We start from the raw sequence: 16,568 nt of genomic DNA, 5'->3' as shown, positions 1-16,568 counted from the left end.
TCACAGATGGCGGCGTCGGGCGGTGACGTGCCGTTCGTACTCCTCGCGGGCCGTGACCGCCGACGTGCGGGTCGCGGTCTCGGCCACGGGCACATCCCACCACGCCTGGGCCGGGGGCGGGCCCGACACTGTGTCGGGCGTTTCGGTCTCCACGTAGACACATGTAGGCACGTCCGAACGGCGCGCCTGCGCGAGGGCTTCCCGCAGGTCACGCACGGTTTCGGCGCGCAGCACGCGCATCCCGAGCGAGGCCGCGTTGGCCGCCAGGTCGACCGGAAGGGCGGCCCCGCCGAAGCTGCCGTCCGGCCCCCGGAACCGGTACGCCGTGCCGAACCCCTCACCCCCCACCGCGTCCGAGAGCCCGCCGATCGAGGCGTACCCATGGTTCTGGAGGATCACCACCTTGATGGGCAGGTTCTCCTGGACCGCGGTGACGATTTCGGTGGGGTTCATCAGATACGTACCGTCGCCGACCAGCGCCCAGACGGGCCGGCCGGGCGCGGCGAGGGCCACCCCGACGGCCGCGGGGATCTCGTAGCCCATGCAGGAGTAGCCGTATTCGACGTGGTACTGGTCGCGCGACCGGGTCCGCCACAGCTTGTGCAGGTCGCCGGGGAGCGAACCGGCCGCGTTGATCAGGATGTCGTCCCCGGTGACCAAGGTGTCGAGTACGCCGAGGACTTGGGCCTGCGTGGGGCGCGCGTCCTCCGACGCGGTGGCGTAGGCGGCGCTCACCCGGACCTCCCACGCGGCCTTCAGGCGCGCGCACTCGGCCTCGTGGTCGGCGGGTACGCGATGGCCCTTCAGGGCGTCGCGCAGCGCGGCGAGGCCGGTGCGGGCGTCGCCGACCAGCTGGTGGCCGCCCATCTTGTGCGCGTCGGCGGGGCGGACGTTGAGGTTGAGGAAGCGGACGTCCGGGTGCTGGAAGAGGGTGGCCGAGGCGGTGGTGAAGTCGGTCCAGCGGGTGCCGACGCCGAGCACCACGTCGGCGGTCCTGGCCAGCTCGTCGGCGGCGGCGGTGCCGGTGTGGCCGACGCCGCCGACGTCCTGGGGGTGGTCGTGGGGCAGCGCGCCCTTGCCGGCCTGGGTGCTCGCTACCGGGATGCCGGTGTCCTCGGCGAACGCGCCGAGGACGTCCTGCGCGCGGGCGTGCCGCACCCCGCCGCCCGCGACGATCAGCGGCCGCCGGGCCGATCTCAACTCCCTTACCGCGACGGCCAGTTCCTCGGGGTCGACGGCAGGCGCCCGCACCTGCCAGACCCGCTCACGGAAGAACTCCTCCGGCCAGTCGTACGCCTCGGCCTGGACGTCCTGCGGCAGCGCGAGCGTGACCGCGCCCGTGTTCGCCGGGTCGGTCAGGACGCCCATCGCGTTCAGGGCGGCCGTGATCAGCGCCTCGGGCCGGCTGATCCGGTCGAAGTAGCGGGAGACCGGCCGCAGACAGTCGTTGACCGACACATCGCCCGCGTACGGGACTTCGAGCTGCTGGAGGACGGGGTCGGCGGGCCGGCCGGCGAAGGTGTCGCCGGGCAGCAGCAGCACCGGCAGGTGGTTGACGGTGGCCAGGGCCGCGCCGGTGACGAGATTGGTGGCGCCGGGCCCGATGGAGGTGGTCACCGCGTGGGTGGAGAGCCGGCCCGATTGGCGGGCGTGGCCGACGGCGGCGTGCACCATGGCCTGCTCGTTGCGGCCCTGGTGGAAGGGCATGACCTCCGGCCCTGATTCGAGCAGCGCCTGCCCGATCCCGGCGACGTTCCCGTGCCCGAAGACGCCCCAGGTCGCCGCGATCAGACGGTGGTTGACGCCGTCGCACGCCGTGTACTGGCGCGCCAGGAAGGCGACCAGGGCCTGGGCGGTGGTGAGGCGGCGCGTCGTACCGGTCACTGGTATCCCTCCACGTGATCGGGGTGGAAGGAGATCTTCCACTCCCGCTCGGGCCCCGGCCCCGCCATGACGTTCAGGTAGTACATGGCATTGCCGGGCTGGGCGATGGACGGCCCGTGCCAGCCGTCCGGCACGAGCACCGCGTCGCCGGAGCGGACCTCGGCGAGCAGTTCGGCGCCGCCGGCGCGGGACGGCGAGATCCGGTGGTAGCCGTAGCCGCCGGACCGCTCGAACGCGAAGTAGTAGATCTCCTCCAGCTCGCTCTCCCGTCCCGGCACGTGCTCGTCGTGCTTGTGCGGCGGGTACGAGGACCAGTTGCCGCCCGGCGTGATCACCTCCACGGCGATCAGCCGGTCGCAGGCGAAGGCGTCCGCGGCGGCGAAGTTGCGCACGCTGCGGGCGCAGTTGCCCGAACCCCGGGCCTCCACGGGCACCTCCGGCGCGGGACCGCGGCGAGCGGGGAGCCGTCGCTCGCACCGCGCTCCCGCCAGCGCGAAGCGACCGCCCGCGCCGGAGGTGATCCGGGCGTCCGCGTCCCGCGGAACGTAGGCGAAGTCGGTGGGGCCGTCGAACACGCCCGCACGTCCGGCGAGTTCGAGGTCGACCCCTTCGGTACGCACCGTGCAGCCGCCGCCGAGCGGCACCACGAGCCATTCGCTGTCCCCGGCGGCCAGCAGGTGCGAGCCGCCGGGCGGCAGGTCGAGCACCCGCAGGGACGCGTGGCGCAGGACGCCTCGCGCCGGGCCGATGTCGAGGCCGTACGCGTCGCGGCCCGACGTCCCGGCCCGTACGTGCAGTTCCTGGTGATCCATGATCCGATCCCTACCCTCTCCACCCGCTACAGCAGTCCGACGGCGGTGTCGACGGCCGCCGCCACATCGCCGTCGGCCGGATAGAGCAGCGAGCGGCCCGCGACCAGGCCCTGCACGGTGGGCAGTTGCAGCGCCCCGCGCCACTTCTCGAAGGCGGCGTCCCGGTCGTCCCCTATGTCGCCGCCGAGCAGCACCGCGGGGAGCGTACTGGTGGCCATGACCCGGGCCATGTCGTCCGGGTTCTCGGTGACGGGCACCTTCAGCCAGGTGTACGCGGAGGTGCCGCCGAGGCCCGAGGCGATGGCGATGGACCGGGTGACGGCCTCGGCGGAGAGGTCGTGGACCACCTTGCCGTTGTCGCGATGGCAGATGAACGGCTCGACGAACAGGGGGAGTTGGCGCTCGGCCATGTCGTCGACCGCGCGGGCCGCGGCGTGCAGGGTGTCGAGCGAGCCGGGGTCCTGATAGTCGATCCGCAGCAGCAGCTTGCCCGCGTCGAAGCCGAGCCGGTCCAGGTCCTGGGCGCGGTGGCCGGTGAAGCGGTCGTCGAGCTCGAAGGCGGCGCCGGCGAGGCCGCCGCGGTTCATGGAGCCGATGACGACCTTGTCGTCGAGGGCACCGAGCAGCAGCAGGTCCTCCAGGACGTCGGCCCCGGCCAGCACGCCGTCGACGCCGGGCCGCGACAGGGCGAGCCGGAGCCGGTCGAGCAGATCGCCCCGGTCGGCCATGGCGAGCCCGTCGCCGCCGACACCGAGCGCGCCCCGGGCCGGATGGTCGGCGGCGATCACCATCAGCCGCCCGCCGTCGCCCCGGAGCAGCGGTCTGCGCACCCGGCGGGCGGCGGCCTCGGCGACGGCCCCGGGATGCCGGGCCCGGATCGCCGCGAGCCCGCCGGGCCCGAGGGCGGCGCTCACGCCCGGCCCCCTTCCAGGACGTGCTCGACCTCGGCGGGGAAGGGCATGGCGGCGGAACAGGCGAGCCGGGACGCGACGATGGCCCCGGCGGCGTTCGCGTACCGCATGACGCGTTCGAGCTCCCATCCGGCGAGCAGCCCGTGGCAGAGCGCCCCGCCGAACGCGTCCCCCGCGCCGAGTCCGTTGACCACCTCGACCGGCACCGGCGCCACCTCGGCGACGGTGCCGTCCCGGTGCACGGCGAGCACCCCTTCGGGCCCCTGCTTGACGACGGCGAGCTCGACGCCGGCCCCGAGCAACGCCTGGGCAGCGGCCCGGGGTTCACGCTCGCCCGTGGCGACCTCGCACTCGTCGATGTTTCCGACGGCGACGGTGGCGTGGGCGAGGGCGGCGCGGTAGTGGACCCGGGCTTCGGCCGGGGCAGTCTCGGCCGTGCCCTTCCAGAACATGGGCCGCCAGTCGAGGTCGAAGACGGTGAACGAACGAGAGCCGCCCCGGGCGGGTGCAGTGCCCCGCGCCCGCAGCGCCGCCAGCGTCGCCGTCCGGCTCGGCTCCGCGCACAGGCCCGTCCCGGTGACCCAGAAGATCCTGGCCGCCCGGATCGCGTCGAGGTCCAACTCCCCTTCCCACAGCTCCAGATCGGGCGCCTTGGGCAGCCGGTAGAAGTACAGCGGGAAGTGGTCCGGCGGGAACACCTCGCAGAAGGTGACCGGAGTGGGCAGCCCGTCCACGGGAGTGACCCAGCGCGCGTCCACCCCGAACTCGCCCAGTTCCTTGCGGAGGTAGTCACCGAACGGATCGCGCCCGGTACGCGTGACGACCGCGACGCGGCGGCCGAGCCGGGCCGCGGCGACGGCCACGTTGGAGGGCGAGCCGCCGAGGAACTTCCCGAACGAGTCGACCTCGGCGAGCGACACCCCGGTCTGCAACGGGTAGAGGTCGACCCCGATCCGGCCCATCGTGATCAGGTCATACGGAACCTCGTCCATGCACGTCCCCTCGGATCGCCGGCCGGACAGCCGGACAGCCGGACAGCGGAGTCGCTGATCGCCCGGTCGCCGGATCGCCGGTGACCCCAGGTCTAGCCGCCCGCTCCCGCCCCTGTCAATCTTTTGTCCTTACATTCGGACGTGGCCTTGACACCCTTCCCGGGCCCCCGGAAGGCTGGTCCCATGACGACGGCGAAGACCCGCATCCGGATCGGTTCGGCTCCCGACTCCTGGGGCGTCTGGTTCCCCGACGACCCTCGCCAAGTCCCCTGGCAGCGCTTCCTCGACGAGGTCTCGGGCGCCGGCTACCGGTGGATCGAACTCGGACCGTACGGCTATCTGCCCACCGACCCCGCGCGCCTCGCCGAGGAGACCGCCGCACGGGATCTGCGGGTCTCGGCCGGGACCGTCTTCACGGGGCTGCACCACGGTCCGTCGGTGTGGGAGAAGACCTGGGCGCACGTCTCGGACGTGGCCGCCCTCACCCGGGCGACCGGCGCCCGCCATCTCGTCGTCATCCCGTCCTTCTGGCGCGACGACAAGAGCGGCGAGGTGCTGGAGAACAGCACCCTGACCGCCGCACAGTGGCGTGATCTCGCCGGTCAGACCGAGCGCCTGGCCCGCGAGGTGCGCGATCGCTACGGCCTGCGCGTGGTCGTGCACCCGCACGCCGACACCCACATCGACAGCGAGGAGAACGTGGCCCGCTTCCTGCACGCCACCGACTCCGACCTGGTCTCGCTGTGTCTGGACACCGGGCACTACGCGTACTGCGGCGGAGACAGCGTCAAGCTGATCGAGACGTACGGGGAGCGGATCGGCTACCTCCACCTCAAGCAGGTGGACCCGGAGGTCCTGGCCCAAGTCCGCGCCGAGGGAACGCCGTTCGGGCCCGCCGTCGCGCGGGGCGTGATGTGCGAGCCGCCCCGGGGCGTGCCCGCGCTCGAACCGGTGCTGGCCGCGGCCCAGGACCTGGACGTCGACCTCTTCGCGATCGTCGAGCAGGACATGTACCCGTGCGACCCGGACCGGCCGCTGCCCATCGCCGAGCGCACCCGGGCGTTCCTTCGCTCCTGCGGGGCCTGACCGACCCCGGCCTCCCCACGACCCGCCCAGCACCCCGCGCCCCCGCGCGGGGTGTCGCCCGGCACCCCGCGGGCCCCGCCGGGCGACACCCGCGTTCACTCGTTCGCACCAACCGCCCTTTTCGTCACGTGCGTTACAAGGGTCTCCCTCCCGTCACACATGTCTCGATTACGCGGGTCTTGCGTCACAGGCGGTCGACAGGAGTCCCCCGGGCCTCACTCTCTGTCGTTCAACGGGCACAGGCTGAGTGATCGCCAAGCGTTGGCGCCGCAGCTCCCCCGACGACCGTCCGGCCGCCGCTGCGACGCACGCAGGGAGGTGCCTTACATGACCGACCGAAGGCTCTGGTCCTACAAGGAAATCGCCGCACACATCCGGGTGCAGCCCGACACCGTGCGCTCCTATCGCAAACACGGACTCCTTCCGGCCCCGGACCTCGTGGAGAACGGCAAGCCCTACTGGTTCGCGGACACGATCCGCACCTGGGTCGCCCGCCGCCCGGGCAACCGGGGCCGCCGCACCGACTGAGGGGGGTGCGCACCGGGGGCGGCGATCGCGTCGTTATCACCACGAAACGCCCCCGGCCGCGACCGCGTCGGTCGCTTTATACCCCCTAGGGGTATAACCTGGGGAGCGTGAGGGCGCCCCGGCCTCCCCGTGGCCCCCTCATGCACCATGGATTCGTACGCCCGTGAAGAGGAGAACGCCATGACCGCCGAGACCGAGACCACCGTCGCCGCGACCGGTTCCTGCTGCTCGCCCGCCGGTGGCTGCCACGGCGACGGGGTCGCCGACGTCCAGGTGGGCGCCGTCACCACCGTCTACAAGGTCTCCGGCATGAGCTGTGGCCACTGCGAGGGCGCGGTGTCCGGCGAGATCTCCGAGATCGAGGGCGTCGACTCGGTCAAGGCCGTCGCCGCCACCGGTGAGGTCACCGTGGTCTCGGCCGCCCCGCTCGCCGAGGAGGCGGTCCGCGCGGCCGTCGACGAGGCGGGCTTCGAACTGGTCGGCCTCGCCTGACCGGAGCGCGCCCCTTCGCTCACCCCTCGGGCCGCACCCGCCCGGCTGCCCGCCGGCACCGTGCGGCCCGGCCCGCTTTCTGGAGCCACCCGTGCAAACCCCCGACCCCGCCGCCCCCGCCCCGCACATCGAACTCGCCATCGGCGGAATGACCTGTGCGGCATGCGCGTCCCGTATCGAGAAGAAGCTGAACCGGATGCCGGGGGTGACGGCGACGGTCAACTACGCGACGGAGAAGGCGCGGGTCGCCTTCGGCGAGGGCGTGGAGGTCGACGACGTGATCGCCACGGTCCGGAAAACGGGCTACACGGCGGAGCCCACCCCGCCCGCACACCAACCCACCCCGCCCGACCGGCAACCCACCCCAGCCAGGCAGCAGCCCACCCCACCCGTATGGCAACCCACTTCAGCCCGTCCGGCGTTTGAGGACGAGCGCCCTTCAGGCGCGAACGGGGTCCGGGGCGGAGCCCCGGCAGCCACCGACCCGCAGACGCCGACGCCGAGCAGCACCCCGCACGGGCAGCGCACCCCACAGGAGCAGCCCACCCCGCACGGGCAGCGCACCCCACAGGAGCAGCCCACCCCGCACGGCCAGCGCACCCCGCAGGAGCAGCCCACCCCGCAGAGGATGCCCACCCCGCAGGGGGAGGCAGGGGCCCCGGCCACGCTCAGGACGCGGCTGAGGGTCACGGCCCTCCTCTCCGCGCCCGTCGTCGCGCTGGCGATGATCCCCCCGCTCCAGTTCGACAACTGGCAGTGGCTCTCCCTCACCCTCGCCGCTCCCGCCGTCGTCTGGGGCGGCCTCCCCTTCCACCGCGCCGCGTGGACCAACCTGCGGCACGGCGCCGCGACGATGGACACCCTCGTCTCCACCGGCACCCTCGCCGCGTTCGGCTGGTCGTTGTGGGCGCTGTTCTTCGGCACCGCCGGCCTGCCGGGCATGCGGCACGGGTTCGGCTTCGGCACCGGCCGCGGGGACGGCTCGGGAACCATCTACCTCGAAGTCGCCGCCGGAGTCGTCACGTTCATCCTGCTCGGCCGCCACCTGGAGGCCCGCGCCAAGCGGAAGTCCGGGGCCGCCCTGCGGGCCCTGCTGGAGCTGGGCGCCAAGGACGTCGCCGTGCTGCGCGAGGGCGCCGAACTGCGCGTGCCGGTGGGCGAGTTGCGCACCGGCGACCACTTCGTCGTCCGGCCCGGCGAGAAGATCGCCACGGACGGCACCGTCGTCGAGGGCGCCTCCGCGGTCGACGCCTCGATGCTGACCGGCGAATCCGTCCCGGTGGACGTGGGAGTGGGCGACCCCGTCACCGGCGCCACGGTCAACGCGGGCGGGCACCTGGTCGTCGAGGCGACCCGGGTCGGCGCGGACACCCAACTCGCCCGCATGGGGCGCCTGGTGGAGGACGCCCAGAACGGCAAGGCCGAGGCGCAGCGCCTCGCGGACCGCATCGCGGGCGTCTTCGTGCCGGTGGTGTTCCTGATCGCGCTGGCCACCCTGACCGGCTGGCTGCTCGCCACCGGTGATGCCACGGCCGCCTTCACCGCGGCCGTCGCCGTACTGATCATCGCCTGCCCGTGCGCACTCGGCCTGGCCACCCCGACCGCCCTGATGGTCGGCACCGGGCGCGGTGCCCAGCTCGGCATCCTGATCAAGGGCCCGGAGGTGCTCGAATCGACCCGCCGCGTCGACACCGTCGTCCTCGACAAGACGGGGACGGTCACCACGGGCCGGATGAGCCTGGCCGAGGTCCACACCGCCGACGACGTCGAGGAGAAGCAACTCCTGCGCCTGGCCGGGGCCCTGGAGTACGCGTCGGAGCACCCCATCGCCCGCGCGATCGCGTCCGGCGCCGAGGACCGGGCCGGCGCGCTGCCCGACACGGAGGACTTCCGCGCGCTGCCGGGCCGGGGCGTGGAGGGCGTCGTGGAGGGCCACCGGGTGTACGTGGGGCGGGACCGTGACCTGGTACTGCCACCCGGGCTCGCCGCGGCCGGGAGCGCGGCCGAGGCCCGGGGGCGTACGGCCGTCGTCGTCGCCTGGGACGGGGTGGCCCGGGGCGTGCTCGCCGTGTCGGACACCGTGAAGGAGACCAGCGCCGAGGCCGTCGCCCGACTGCGGGCCCTCGGGCTGACCCCGGTGCTGCTCACCGGCGACCACCGCACGGTCGCCCTCGCGGTGGCCGCGGAGGTCGGCATCGCGGCGGACGACGTCCACGCGGAGGTCCTGCCCGAGGACAAGGCCGCCGTGATCGAGCGCCTGCAGGGACAGGGCCGTACGGTCGCGATGGTCGGCGATGGCGTCAATGACGCGGCCGCGCTCGCCATCGCCGATCTGGGTCTCGCCATGGGTACCGGCACGGACGCCGCGATCGAGGCCGCCGATCTCACACTCGTACGCGGTGACCTGCGGGTTGCCGCGGATGCGATCCGTTTGTCCCGGCGCACCTTGGCCACCATCAAAGGCAACCTTTTCTGGGCATTCGGCTACAACCTGGCCGCCGTGCCGCTGGCCGCCGCGGGCCTGCTGAATCCGATGGTCGCGGGCGCGGCTATGGCGTTCTCGTCCGTGTTCGTGGTAACCAACAGCCTACGGTTGCGTTCCTTCACCTGACCTCCACAAAGAGATCTAGATCACAGAGGTTTTGAGGTAACCATCGGGAGGGGTCGGGAGTCTAAGTGTGCGATGCCGCGGATGTCTTGGGGGACGTCCATGGAATGTCTTGGGGGACGTTCCAGGCAACGCGTTGGCCGGGGCACGTACGTCGGGAGCTTTGAGCGGCCCACCCGACAGGTACGTACCCCGGCAGACCGCCTAGACCCCCGGCCGGATCCCGTGGGGGGAATCCGCACCGGGAAACAGGGAAGCGCCCCGACTGCCAACCCGTGGGGGGATTGGCAGCGGGGCGCTTTCCGACTTTCTGGCGCCGAACCGCCCGGGCGTCAGCCGAACCACCCCGGCGTTCCCGGGAGTTCGGCCGCGACCGGCGGGTCAGCGATGTGTCACCGGAGGGTCAGCGGCCCTCGACCGGCACGAAGTCACGCAGCACTTCACCCGTGTAGATCTGACGCGGGCGGCCGATGCGGGAGCCGGGCTCCTTGATCATCTCGTGCCACTGGGCGATCCAGCCCGGCAGGCGGCCGAGGGCGAAGAGGACCGTGAACATCTCGGTCGGGAAGCCCATGGCGCGGTAGATCAGACCCGTGTAGAAGTCCACGTTCGGGTACAGGTTGCGCGAGACGAAGTAGTCGTCGCTCAGCGCGTGCTCTTCCAGCTTCAGCGCGATGTCGAGCAGCTCGTCGGACTTGCCGAGGGCCGAGAGGACATCGTGCGCGGCGGCCTTGATGATCTTCGCGCGCGGGTCGAAGGACTTGTACACCCGGTGGCCGAAGCCCATCAGGCGGACGCCGTCCTCCTTGTTCTTCACCTTGCGGATGAAGGAGTCCACGTCGCCGCCGTTGGCCTGGATGCCTTCCAGCATCTCCAGGACCGACTGGTTGGCGCCACCGTGCAGGGGGCCCCACAGGGCGCTGATGCCCGCGGAGATCGAGGCGAACATGTTCGCCTGCGAGGAGCCGACCAGACGCACGGTGGAGGTCGAACAGTTCTGCTCGTGGTCCGCGTGCAGGATGAGCAGCTTGTCGAGCGCCGAGACGACGACCGGGTCAAGCTCGTACTCCTGCGCCGGCACCGAGAACGTCATGCGCAGGAAGTTCTCGACGTAGCCGAGGTCGTTGCGCGGGTAGACGAAGGGGTGGCCGATCGACTTCTTGTACGCGTACGCCGCGATCGTCGGCAGCTTCGCAAGCAGCCGGATCGTGGACAGGTGACGCTGCTTCTCGTCGAACGGGTTGTGGCTGTCCTGGTAGAACGTGGACAGCGCGGAGACCACCGAGGACAGCATCGCCATCGGGTGGGCGTCCCGCGGGAAGCCGTCGAAGAACCGCTTCACGTCCTCGTGGAGCAGCGTGTGCCCGGTGATCTCGCTCTTGAAGCTGGAAAGCTCGTCGACCGTCGGCAGCTCGCCGTTGATCAGCAGGTACGCGACCTCGACGAAGGTCGAGCGCTCCGCCAGCTGCTCGATCGGGTACCCGCGGTAGCGCAGGATTCCCTGCTCGCCGTCCAGGTAGGTAATGGCGGATTTATAGGCGGCGGTATTGCCGTATCCGCTGTCGAGGGTGACCAGTCCGGTCTGGGCTCGGAGCTTCCCGATGTCGAAGCCCTTGTCGCCGACGGTGCTGTCGATCACCGGGTAGGTGTACTCGCCATCGCCGAACCGCAGTACTACAGCGTTGTTCGCGTTCTCGCTCACGTCATCCCTCACCGACGTAGTGCCTCTTCTTCGAGGTGCCCTGACTGTCTCTACCATCCCCCATTTGGCTCAGCAGAGTGCACTCGGGGTCGCCCATTGGGCTTATTCACGGCACTCAGTGCCGTCAACCTGCTCATCCTGCCCCCTTCGCCCCGGTTAGGAAAGTCCGGGGTGAGGTTTCACACCAAAGTGCCCCCTGCCAGCCGGTGAGCCAGTGCGGTAAAGCGCCTGCCTGCGGAAACGGTACGCACCGCCTGACCGATCGCCCTGCGGGACCCCACCAGGACGACGAGCTTCTTGGCCCGGGTCACCGCCGTGTAGAGCAGATTGCGCTGGAGCATCATCCAGGCGCTGGTGGTGACCGGGATGACGACGGCCGGGTACTCGCTGCCCTGGGAGCGGTGGATCGTCACGGCGTAGGCGTGGGACAGCTCGTCGAGCTCGTCGAAGTCGTACGGCACCTCCTCGTCCTCGTCGGTCAGGACCGTCAGGCGCTGGTCGTCGAGGTTGAGCGCGGTGACCACGCCAACGGTGCCGTTGAAGACGCCGTTGAGGCCCTTCTCGTAATTGTTGCGAATCTGGGTGACCTTGTCGCCGACGCGGAACACCCTTCCACCGAACCTTTTCTCCGGCAGGTCGGGCCGGGCGGGTGTGATCGCCTGCTGGAGCAGGCCGTTGAGGGTGCCGGCACCGGCCGGCCCGCGGTGCATCGGGGCGAGCACCTGGATGTCGCGGCGCGGGTCGAGCCCGAACTTCGCCGGGATGCGGCGGGCCACGACGTCGACGGTGAGCCGGCCCGCGTCCTCCGTCTCGTCCTCGACGAACAGGAAGAAGTCGTCGAGGCCCGAAGTGATGGGCGGGGAGCCGGAGTTGATGCGGTGGGCGTTGGTGACGACGCCGGACTTCTGTGCCTGCCGAAAGATCCGGGTAAGACGCACGCTGGGGACGGGACCGCCCTCGGCGAGCAGATCGCGCAGCACCTCGCCGGCACCGACCGAGGGCAGCTGGTCGACGTCACCCACCATCAGCAGATGGGCGCCCGGGGCCACCGCTTTGACCAGCTTGTTGGCGAGCAGCAGGTCGAGCATGGATGCCTCATCGACGACGACCAGGTCCGCGTCCAGCGGCCGGTCCTTGTCGTACGCCGCGTCGCCGCCCGGCTTCAGTTCGAGCAGGCGGTGCACGGTGGAGGCCTCGGCGCCGGTCAGCTCGGCCAGGCGTTTGGCGGCCCGCCCGGTCGGCGCGGCGAGGACGACCTTGGCCTTCTTGGCGCGGGCCAGCTCCACGATCGAGCGGACCGTGAAGGATTTGCCGCAGCCGGGGCCGCCGGTGAGCACGGCGACCTTGCTGGTCAGCGCCAGCTTCACGGCCTCCTGCTGCTCGGGGGCGAGCTCGGCGCCGGTGCGTGCGGCCAGCCAGCCGAGCGCCTTGTCCCAGTCCACCCCGGCGAAGGACGGCATCCGGTCCTCGCCGGTCCGCAGCAGCCGGCCGACCTGGGCGGCCAGCGACAGCTCGGCGCGGTGGAACGGCACGAGGTAGACGGCGGCGACGGGCTCGCCCCCGTCGGGCCCCGGGACCTTCTCGCGCACGGCCCCCTCCTCGGCGATGAGCTCGGCGAGGCACTCGATGACGAGCCCGGTGTCGACCTGGAGCAGCTTCACCGCGTCCGCGATCAGGCGCTCCTCGGGCAGGAAACAGTGCCCCTGATCGGTGGACTGGGACAGCGCGTACTGCAGGCCCGCCTTCACCCGCTCCGGGCTGTCGTGCGGGATGCCGACGGCCTGGGCGATCTTGTCGGCGGTGAGGAATCCGATGCCCCAGACGTCGGCGGCCAGCCGGTAGGGCTGGTTCTTCACGACCGAGATCGAGGCGTCCTCGTACTTCTTGTAGATGCGCACGGCAATGGAGGTGGAGACCCCGACCCCTTGCAGGAAGACCATCACCTCCTTGATGGCCTTCTGCTCCTCCCACGCGGCGGCGATCTTCTTGGTCCGCTTGGGCCCGAGCCCGGGGACCTCGATCAGGCGCTTCGGGTCCTGCTCGATGACGTCGAGGGTGTCGGCGCCGAAGTGCTGGGTGATGCGGTCGGCGAAGACCGGGCCGATGCCCTTGATTAGGCCGGAGCCGAGGTAGCGCCGGATGCCCTGGATGGTGGCGGGCAGCACCGTCGTGTAGTTCTCGACGGTGAACTGCTTGCCGTACTGGGGATGGGAGCCCCAACGGCCCTCCATCCGCAGCGACTCCCCCGGCTGCGCGCCGAGCAGCGAGCCGACCACGGTGAGCAGATCGTTGCCGCCGCGGCCGGTGTCGACCCGCGCGACGGTGTATCCGCTCTCCTCATTGGCGTACGTGATCCGTTCGAGGACCCCCTCCACCACCGCCGCACCCGTGAGACTGGACATGCCCCCGACGCTACCGCCCCGCACTGACACCCCGGACAACACGGCTTCGGCGCAAGGGAGTCGGGGGTGCGGCGGGGGCCGGCCGAAGAGGCCCGGGAGACCTGAGAGGCCGGAGAGGCCCGAGAGGCCCGAGACGCGGCAGGGTGCTCAGAGGGCTGAGGGGGCTGAGGGGGCTGAGGGGGCTGAGGGGGCTGAGGGGGCTGAGGGGGCCTCGCGGGCCCACATTCGAAGGTCCGGTCCACCGGACTCACGGGGTCCGGTCCACCGGGGGCACGGGGTCCGGTCCGCCGGATGCGAAGGAGACCGGTCCGCGCAATTCAATTCAAGGGGGCCCGGTCCGTCGACCGGGCCCCTCGATTTCCCTCCCCGTCAGCGCTTCCCGAAATCCCCCCGGATCCCTCCCCTGAAGCACCGACGCCCCTTAGACCTCCGTCACCCCGGAAGGGTTGCACGACTGCGAGCGGTAATTTTTCCGGAGGTCCCGCGTACGCTCACCGCCCGCTCGACATGCCGACGAAGCGGGCCGAACGTAGCGTTTGCGGCATGAGCGACAATCCCTCCCCCACTCCTGATGGCGGCCCCTCGCAGCAGTCCTTTCACCAGGACGTCATGGACGAGCTGGGCGACGACGGACTCCAGCAGATCGCCGGACTGCTCGGCACGGACGCGGCGGGCGCGCAGGACGTGGTCGGCACGACGATGTCCGCGCTGTCGGGCGGGCTGCCCCCGGACACTCAGGAGGAGGTCCGCCAGGCGGTGGCGGAGGCTCCGCCGGAAGAGGCCCCCCTGCAGGGGGTGGCCACGCTGGGCGGCGGGCTCGGCGGCATGCTGAGCGGCGGTCTCGCGGCCGGGGTCCTGGCGAAGGTGGCCCGCCCGGTGGCGAACGCGGTGGCCAAGAAGACGGGTCTGCCGCCGGCCACGGTGGCCAAGGCGCTGGAAGTCCTGCTCCCGGTCGCGCTGGCCGTCCTGACCAAGCGGGCGGCGTCGAGGCCCACGGCATCCGGGGCGGCACCGGGTGCGGCGCCGGGCACGTCACCCGGCCCGGCCTCGGGCGCGAACGCGGGCGGCCTCGGCGACATCCTGGGACAGATCCTGGGCGGCGCGGGCAAGAAGTAGCGCGGGCGTCGGCGGGAAGCCGCCACCCGCGACGGGTCCTGGCCGGTACGCCGTGGCCGGAGTGGCGCGGCGCACCGGCCAGGACCGGTAAAGCTTCTCAGCCCGTTCCGCGCAGGAACGCGTCACCGTGTGCCGCGATGTGCGCCTCCACGGCCGCTAGGGCCAGCTGCGTGTCGGCCGGCGTGCCGCCCGTGTGCCGCTCGGCGTAGTACGCCGCGCCGAGCCGCTTCAACAGGTCGTTGCCGGCCCGCTGCTGCTGGACCTCGTCCACTTTCTGCTTGCCCTGGTTGAGGGCGCTCTGCGCCTGCTCCTTGGCCCGGTCGAGAAAACCTGCCATGACCGCCTCCGTTCGTGATCGTGCCCCGTCGTGCCATCACTTCCCCCATCCCTGCCGCACATGCTCCTGCGTACGCCCGATCGGTCCCGCGACCGGCAAGGGGCACCCCGCACCCCGTCTCGCACACCCGCGCGAATACCCTGACGCGCATGCCCGCCCCCGCCCGCCTCAGGGCCCACTCGCGTCACACCGTCACCGCGAAGGCATCCGTGCTGGCCCTCGGCGTCCTGCTGGCTTCCACCGCGTGCTCCGGGTCGCCGGCCGCCGCCCCCGCAGCCGTACGGTCCGCCCCGGCGGGCCCCGAGGCGGCGGTCGCCGTCACGGCCCAGCCCACGCCAGACCTGCCGCCGGGGACGATCACCCTCGCGTTCGGCGGGGACGTCCACTTCACCGAGCGGACGGCACCCCGTCTGAACGCGACCCCGGCGGACCCGGCCCTGGGCCCGATGTCCAAGACCGTCGCGGCCGCCGACTTCGCGATGGTCAACCTGGAGACCGCCATCACGACGCGGGGCGCGGCGGAGCCGAAGCTGTATCACTTCCGCACCCCGCCCAAAGCGCTGACCGCCCTTCAGGCGTCGGGCGTGGACGCGGTGTCGATGGCCAACAACCACGCCGTCGACTACGGCCCCGCGGGCCTGGCCGACACCCTCGATGCCGTGCACCACGCCCCCATACCGGTGCTCGGCATAGGCGCGAGCGAGGCCGAGGCGTACAAGCCGTACGTCAAGAACATCCGCGGGGTGCGGCTGGCCGTGGTCGCCGCGAGCCAGGTGATGGACCTGACGAACGACAAGTTCCGCGCCGGGCCGAGGAAGCCGGGCATAGCGTCCGCCCTGGACCAGGCGAAGCTGATCGCGGCGGTGAAGCGGGCGAAGGCGGAGGCGGACGTCGTCGTGGTGTACCTGCACTGGGGCACCGAGGGGCAGTCCTGCCCGGGCCCCGAGCAGAAGTCCATCGCCGCGAAGTTGTCGGCCGCGGGGGCTACGGCGGTGGTGGGTACGCATGCGCACGTGATGCTGGGGTCGGGGATGCTGGGCAGGTCGTACGTCAACTACGGCCTGGGGAACCTGCTTTGGTACGGGACGTCGCCCTACCCGCGCTCCAACGACAGCGGGATCGCGACGCTGACGATCGCTCATGGCAAGGTCGTGAAGCAGGCCTTCGCTCCTGCGGTGGTGGACGGCCGGGGGGTTCCGATGCCGCAGTCCGGGGCGGCGGCCAAGTCCGTCACGGACCGGCTGGCCTCCCTGCGGGGCTGCGCGGCCCTGTCCCCCGGGCCACAACCCTGACCCCTGGGGCTCCGCCCCAGACCCAGGGGGGTTTGCCCACCCGCCCGCCCGTCACTCGGGGTTGGTTGGTTCCGGCCCCTGGGGCTCCGCCCCAGACCCCTGCGGGGGCTCCGCCCCCTGCACCCCCGTTCGCGCCTAAAGGGCGCTCGTCCTCAAACGCCGGACAGGCTGTAGGTGCCCCAGCACCGAGCCTTTCAGGGGCGCGAGGAACTGCGCGGGAACCCACCACGGTGCGAGGCCGACGATGGGTTTTTTGGGGGCGCGGGGAACTGCGCGAAAAGCGACCACGGTTCGCAGCCGAAAAGGGGGGTGGGGGCGCAGCCCCTGGAAGCCGACCCACCCCCGGAGGGTTGCGGGAAGGGGCGGGGAGGGGCAAACCTCCGCCCCGGAAGGGGCACCCAGCGGC

13 protein-coding genes are annotated in these 16,568 nt (G+C 71.8%); 6 read left to right on the top strand and 7 right to left on the bottom strand.

Annotation, left to right across the window (positions count from 1 at the left end; translation table 11 throughout):
- The 4 genes from iolD to iolC are packed head-to-tail and all read right to left on the bottom strand — an operon-like array spanning nucleotide 1 to nucleotide 4,599.
- Nucleotides 1–1,890 (bottom strand): 3D-(3,5/4)-trihydroxycyclohexane-1,2-dione acylhydrolase (decyclizing), encoded by a 1,890-nt coding sequence (gene iolD / locus IE267_RS31100; protein WP_229861513.1) that lies wholly within the window; start codon nucleotides 1,888–1,890, stop codon nucleotides 1–3.
- On the bottom strand, nucleotides 1,881–2,696 hold the full coding sequence (gene iolB / locus IE267_RS39800; RefSeq protein WP_229861505.1) for a 5-deoxy-glucuronate isomerase: 816 nt from the start codon (nucleotides 2,694–2,696) through the stop codon (nucleotides 1,881–1,883). Before iolB ends, iolD begins: the two co-directional genes overlap by 10 nt.
- A gap of 26 nt (nucleotides 2,697–2,722) precedes the next feature.
- Nucleotides 2,723–3,610, bottom strand: coding sequence for a Cgl0159 family (beta/alpha)8-fold protein (locus IE267_RS31095; RefSeq protein ID WP_167153092.1), 888 nt, complete (start codon nucleotides 3,608–3,610; stop codon nucleotides 2,723–2,725).
- Nucleotides 3,607–4,599: a 5-dehydro-2-deoxygluconokinase gene (gene iolC, locus IE267_RS31090; protein WP_189765456.1), complete on the bottom strand. Its 993-nt coding sequence runs from the start codon at nucleotides 4,597–4,599 to the stop codon at nucleotides 3,607–3,609. The genes IE267_RS31095 and iolC overlap by 4 nt, the downstream gene beginning before the upstream one ends.
- Nucleotides 4,600–4,782: 183 nt before the next feature.
- Here iolC and IE267_RS31085 point away from each other — a divergent pair, with 183 nt between their 5' ends.
- From IE267_RS31085 to IE267_RS31070, 4 genes are all read left to right on the top strand, one after another.
- The gene (locus tag IE267_RS31085; RefSeq protein ID WP_189765455.1) at nucleotides 4,783–5,685 is read left to right on the top strand and encodes a sugar phosphate isomerase/epimerase family protein; all 903 of its coding nucleotides are present in this window, start codon (nucleotides 4,783–4,785) and stop codon (nucleotides 5,683–5,685) included.
- A gap of 327 nt (nucleotides 5,686–6,012) precedes the next feature.
- Nucleotides 6,013–6,213, top strand: coding sequence for a helix-turn-helix transcriptional regulator (locus IE267_RS31080; protein ID WP_161253648.1), 201 nt, complete (start codon nucleotides 6,013–6,015; stop codon nucleotides 6,211–6,213).
- 180 nt (nucleotides 6,214–6,393) lie between these two features.
- Nucleotides 6,394–6,705, top strand: coding sequence for a heavy-metal-associated domain-containing protein (locus IE267_RS31075; protein WP_189765454.1), 312 nt, complete (start codon nucleotides 6,394–6,396; stop codon nucleotides 6,703–6,705).
- 148 nt (nucleotides 6,706–6,853) lie between these two features.
- Complete coding sequence (locus IE267_RS31070; protein WP_189765489.1) at nucleotides 6,854–9,316, top strand: heavy metal translocating P-type ATPase; 2,463 nt, start codon at nucleotides 6,854–6,856, stop codon at nucleotides 9,314–9,316.
- 400 nt (nucleotides 9,317–9,716) lie between these two features.
- Here the strand turns inward: IE267_RS31070 and IE267_RS31065 are convergent, their stop codons facing one another.
- Both IE267_RS31065 and recD2 read right to left on the bottom strand, forming a co-directional pair.
- On the bottom strand, nucleotides 9,717–11,015 hold the full coding sequence (locus IE267_RS31065) for a citrate synthase (protein WP_100578456.1): 1,299 nt from the start codon (nucleotides 11,013–11,015) through the stop codon (nucleotides 9,717–9,719).
- A 179-nt stretch (nucleotides 11,016–11,194) separates the two neighbouring features.
- Nucleotides 11,195–13,417, bottom strand: coding sequence for an SF1B family DNA helicase RecD2 (gene recD2, locus IE267_RS31060; protein WP_189765453.1), 2,223 nt, complete (start codon nucleotides 13,415–13,417; stop codon nucleotides 11,195–11,197).
- A 543-nt stretch (nucleotides 13,418–13,960) separates the two neighbouring features.
- On the opposite strand from recD2, the gene IE267_RS31055 reads away from it, so the two are divergent.
- On the top strand, nucleotides 13,961–14,533 hold the full coding sequence (locus tag IE267_RS31055) for a DUF937 domain-containing protein (RefSeq protein ID WP_167153088.1): 573 nt from the start codon (nucleotides 13,961–13,963) through the stop codon (nucleotides 14,531–14,533).
- A gap of 97 nt (nucleotides 14,534–14,630) precedes the next feature.
- Here the strand turns inward: IE267_RS31055 and IE267_RS31050 are convergent, their stop codons facing one another.
- A complete protein-coding gene (locus IE267_RS31050) occupies nucleotides 14,631–14,870 on the bottom strand; it encodes a hypothetical protein (RefSeq protein WP_161253636.1) in 240 nt (79 codons plus the stop codon).
- A 149-nt stretch (nucleotides 14,871–15,019) separates the two neighbouring features.
- On the opposite strand from IE267_RS31050, the gene IE267_RS31045 reads away from it, so the two are divergent.
- A complete protein-coding gene (locus IE267_RS31045; RefSeq protein ID WP_268251603.1) occupies nucleotides 15,020–16,162 on the top strand; it encodes a CapA family protein in 1,143 nt (380 codons plus the stop codon).
- Nucleotides 16,163–16,568 lie beyond the last annotated feature (406 nt).

The sequence above is a fragment of the Streptomyces xanthochromogenes genome (genome assembly GCF_014650455.1).
In the GTDB taxonomy this organism is placed as follows: domain Bacteria; phylum Actinomycetota; class Actinomycetes; order Streptomycetales; family Streptomycetaceae; genus Streptomyces; species Streptomyces xanthochromogenes.
This window is presented reverse-complemented; position numbering and strand designations above follow the sequence as displayed.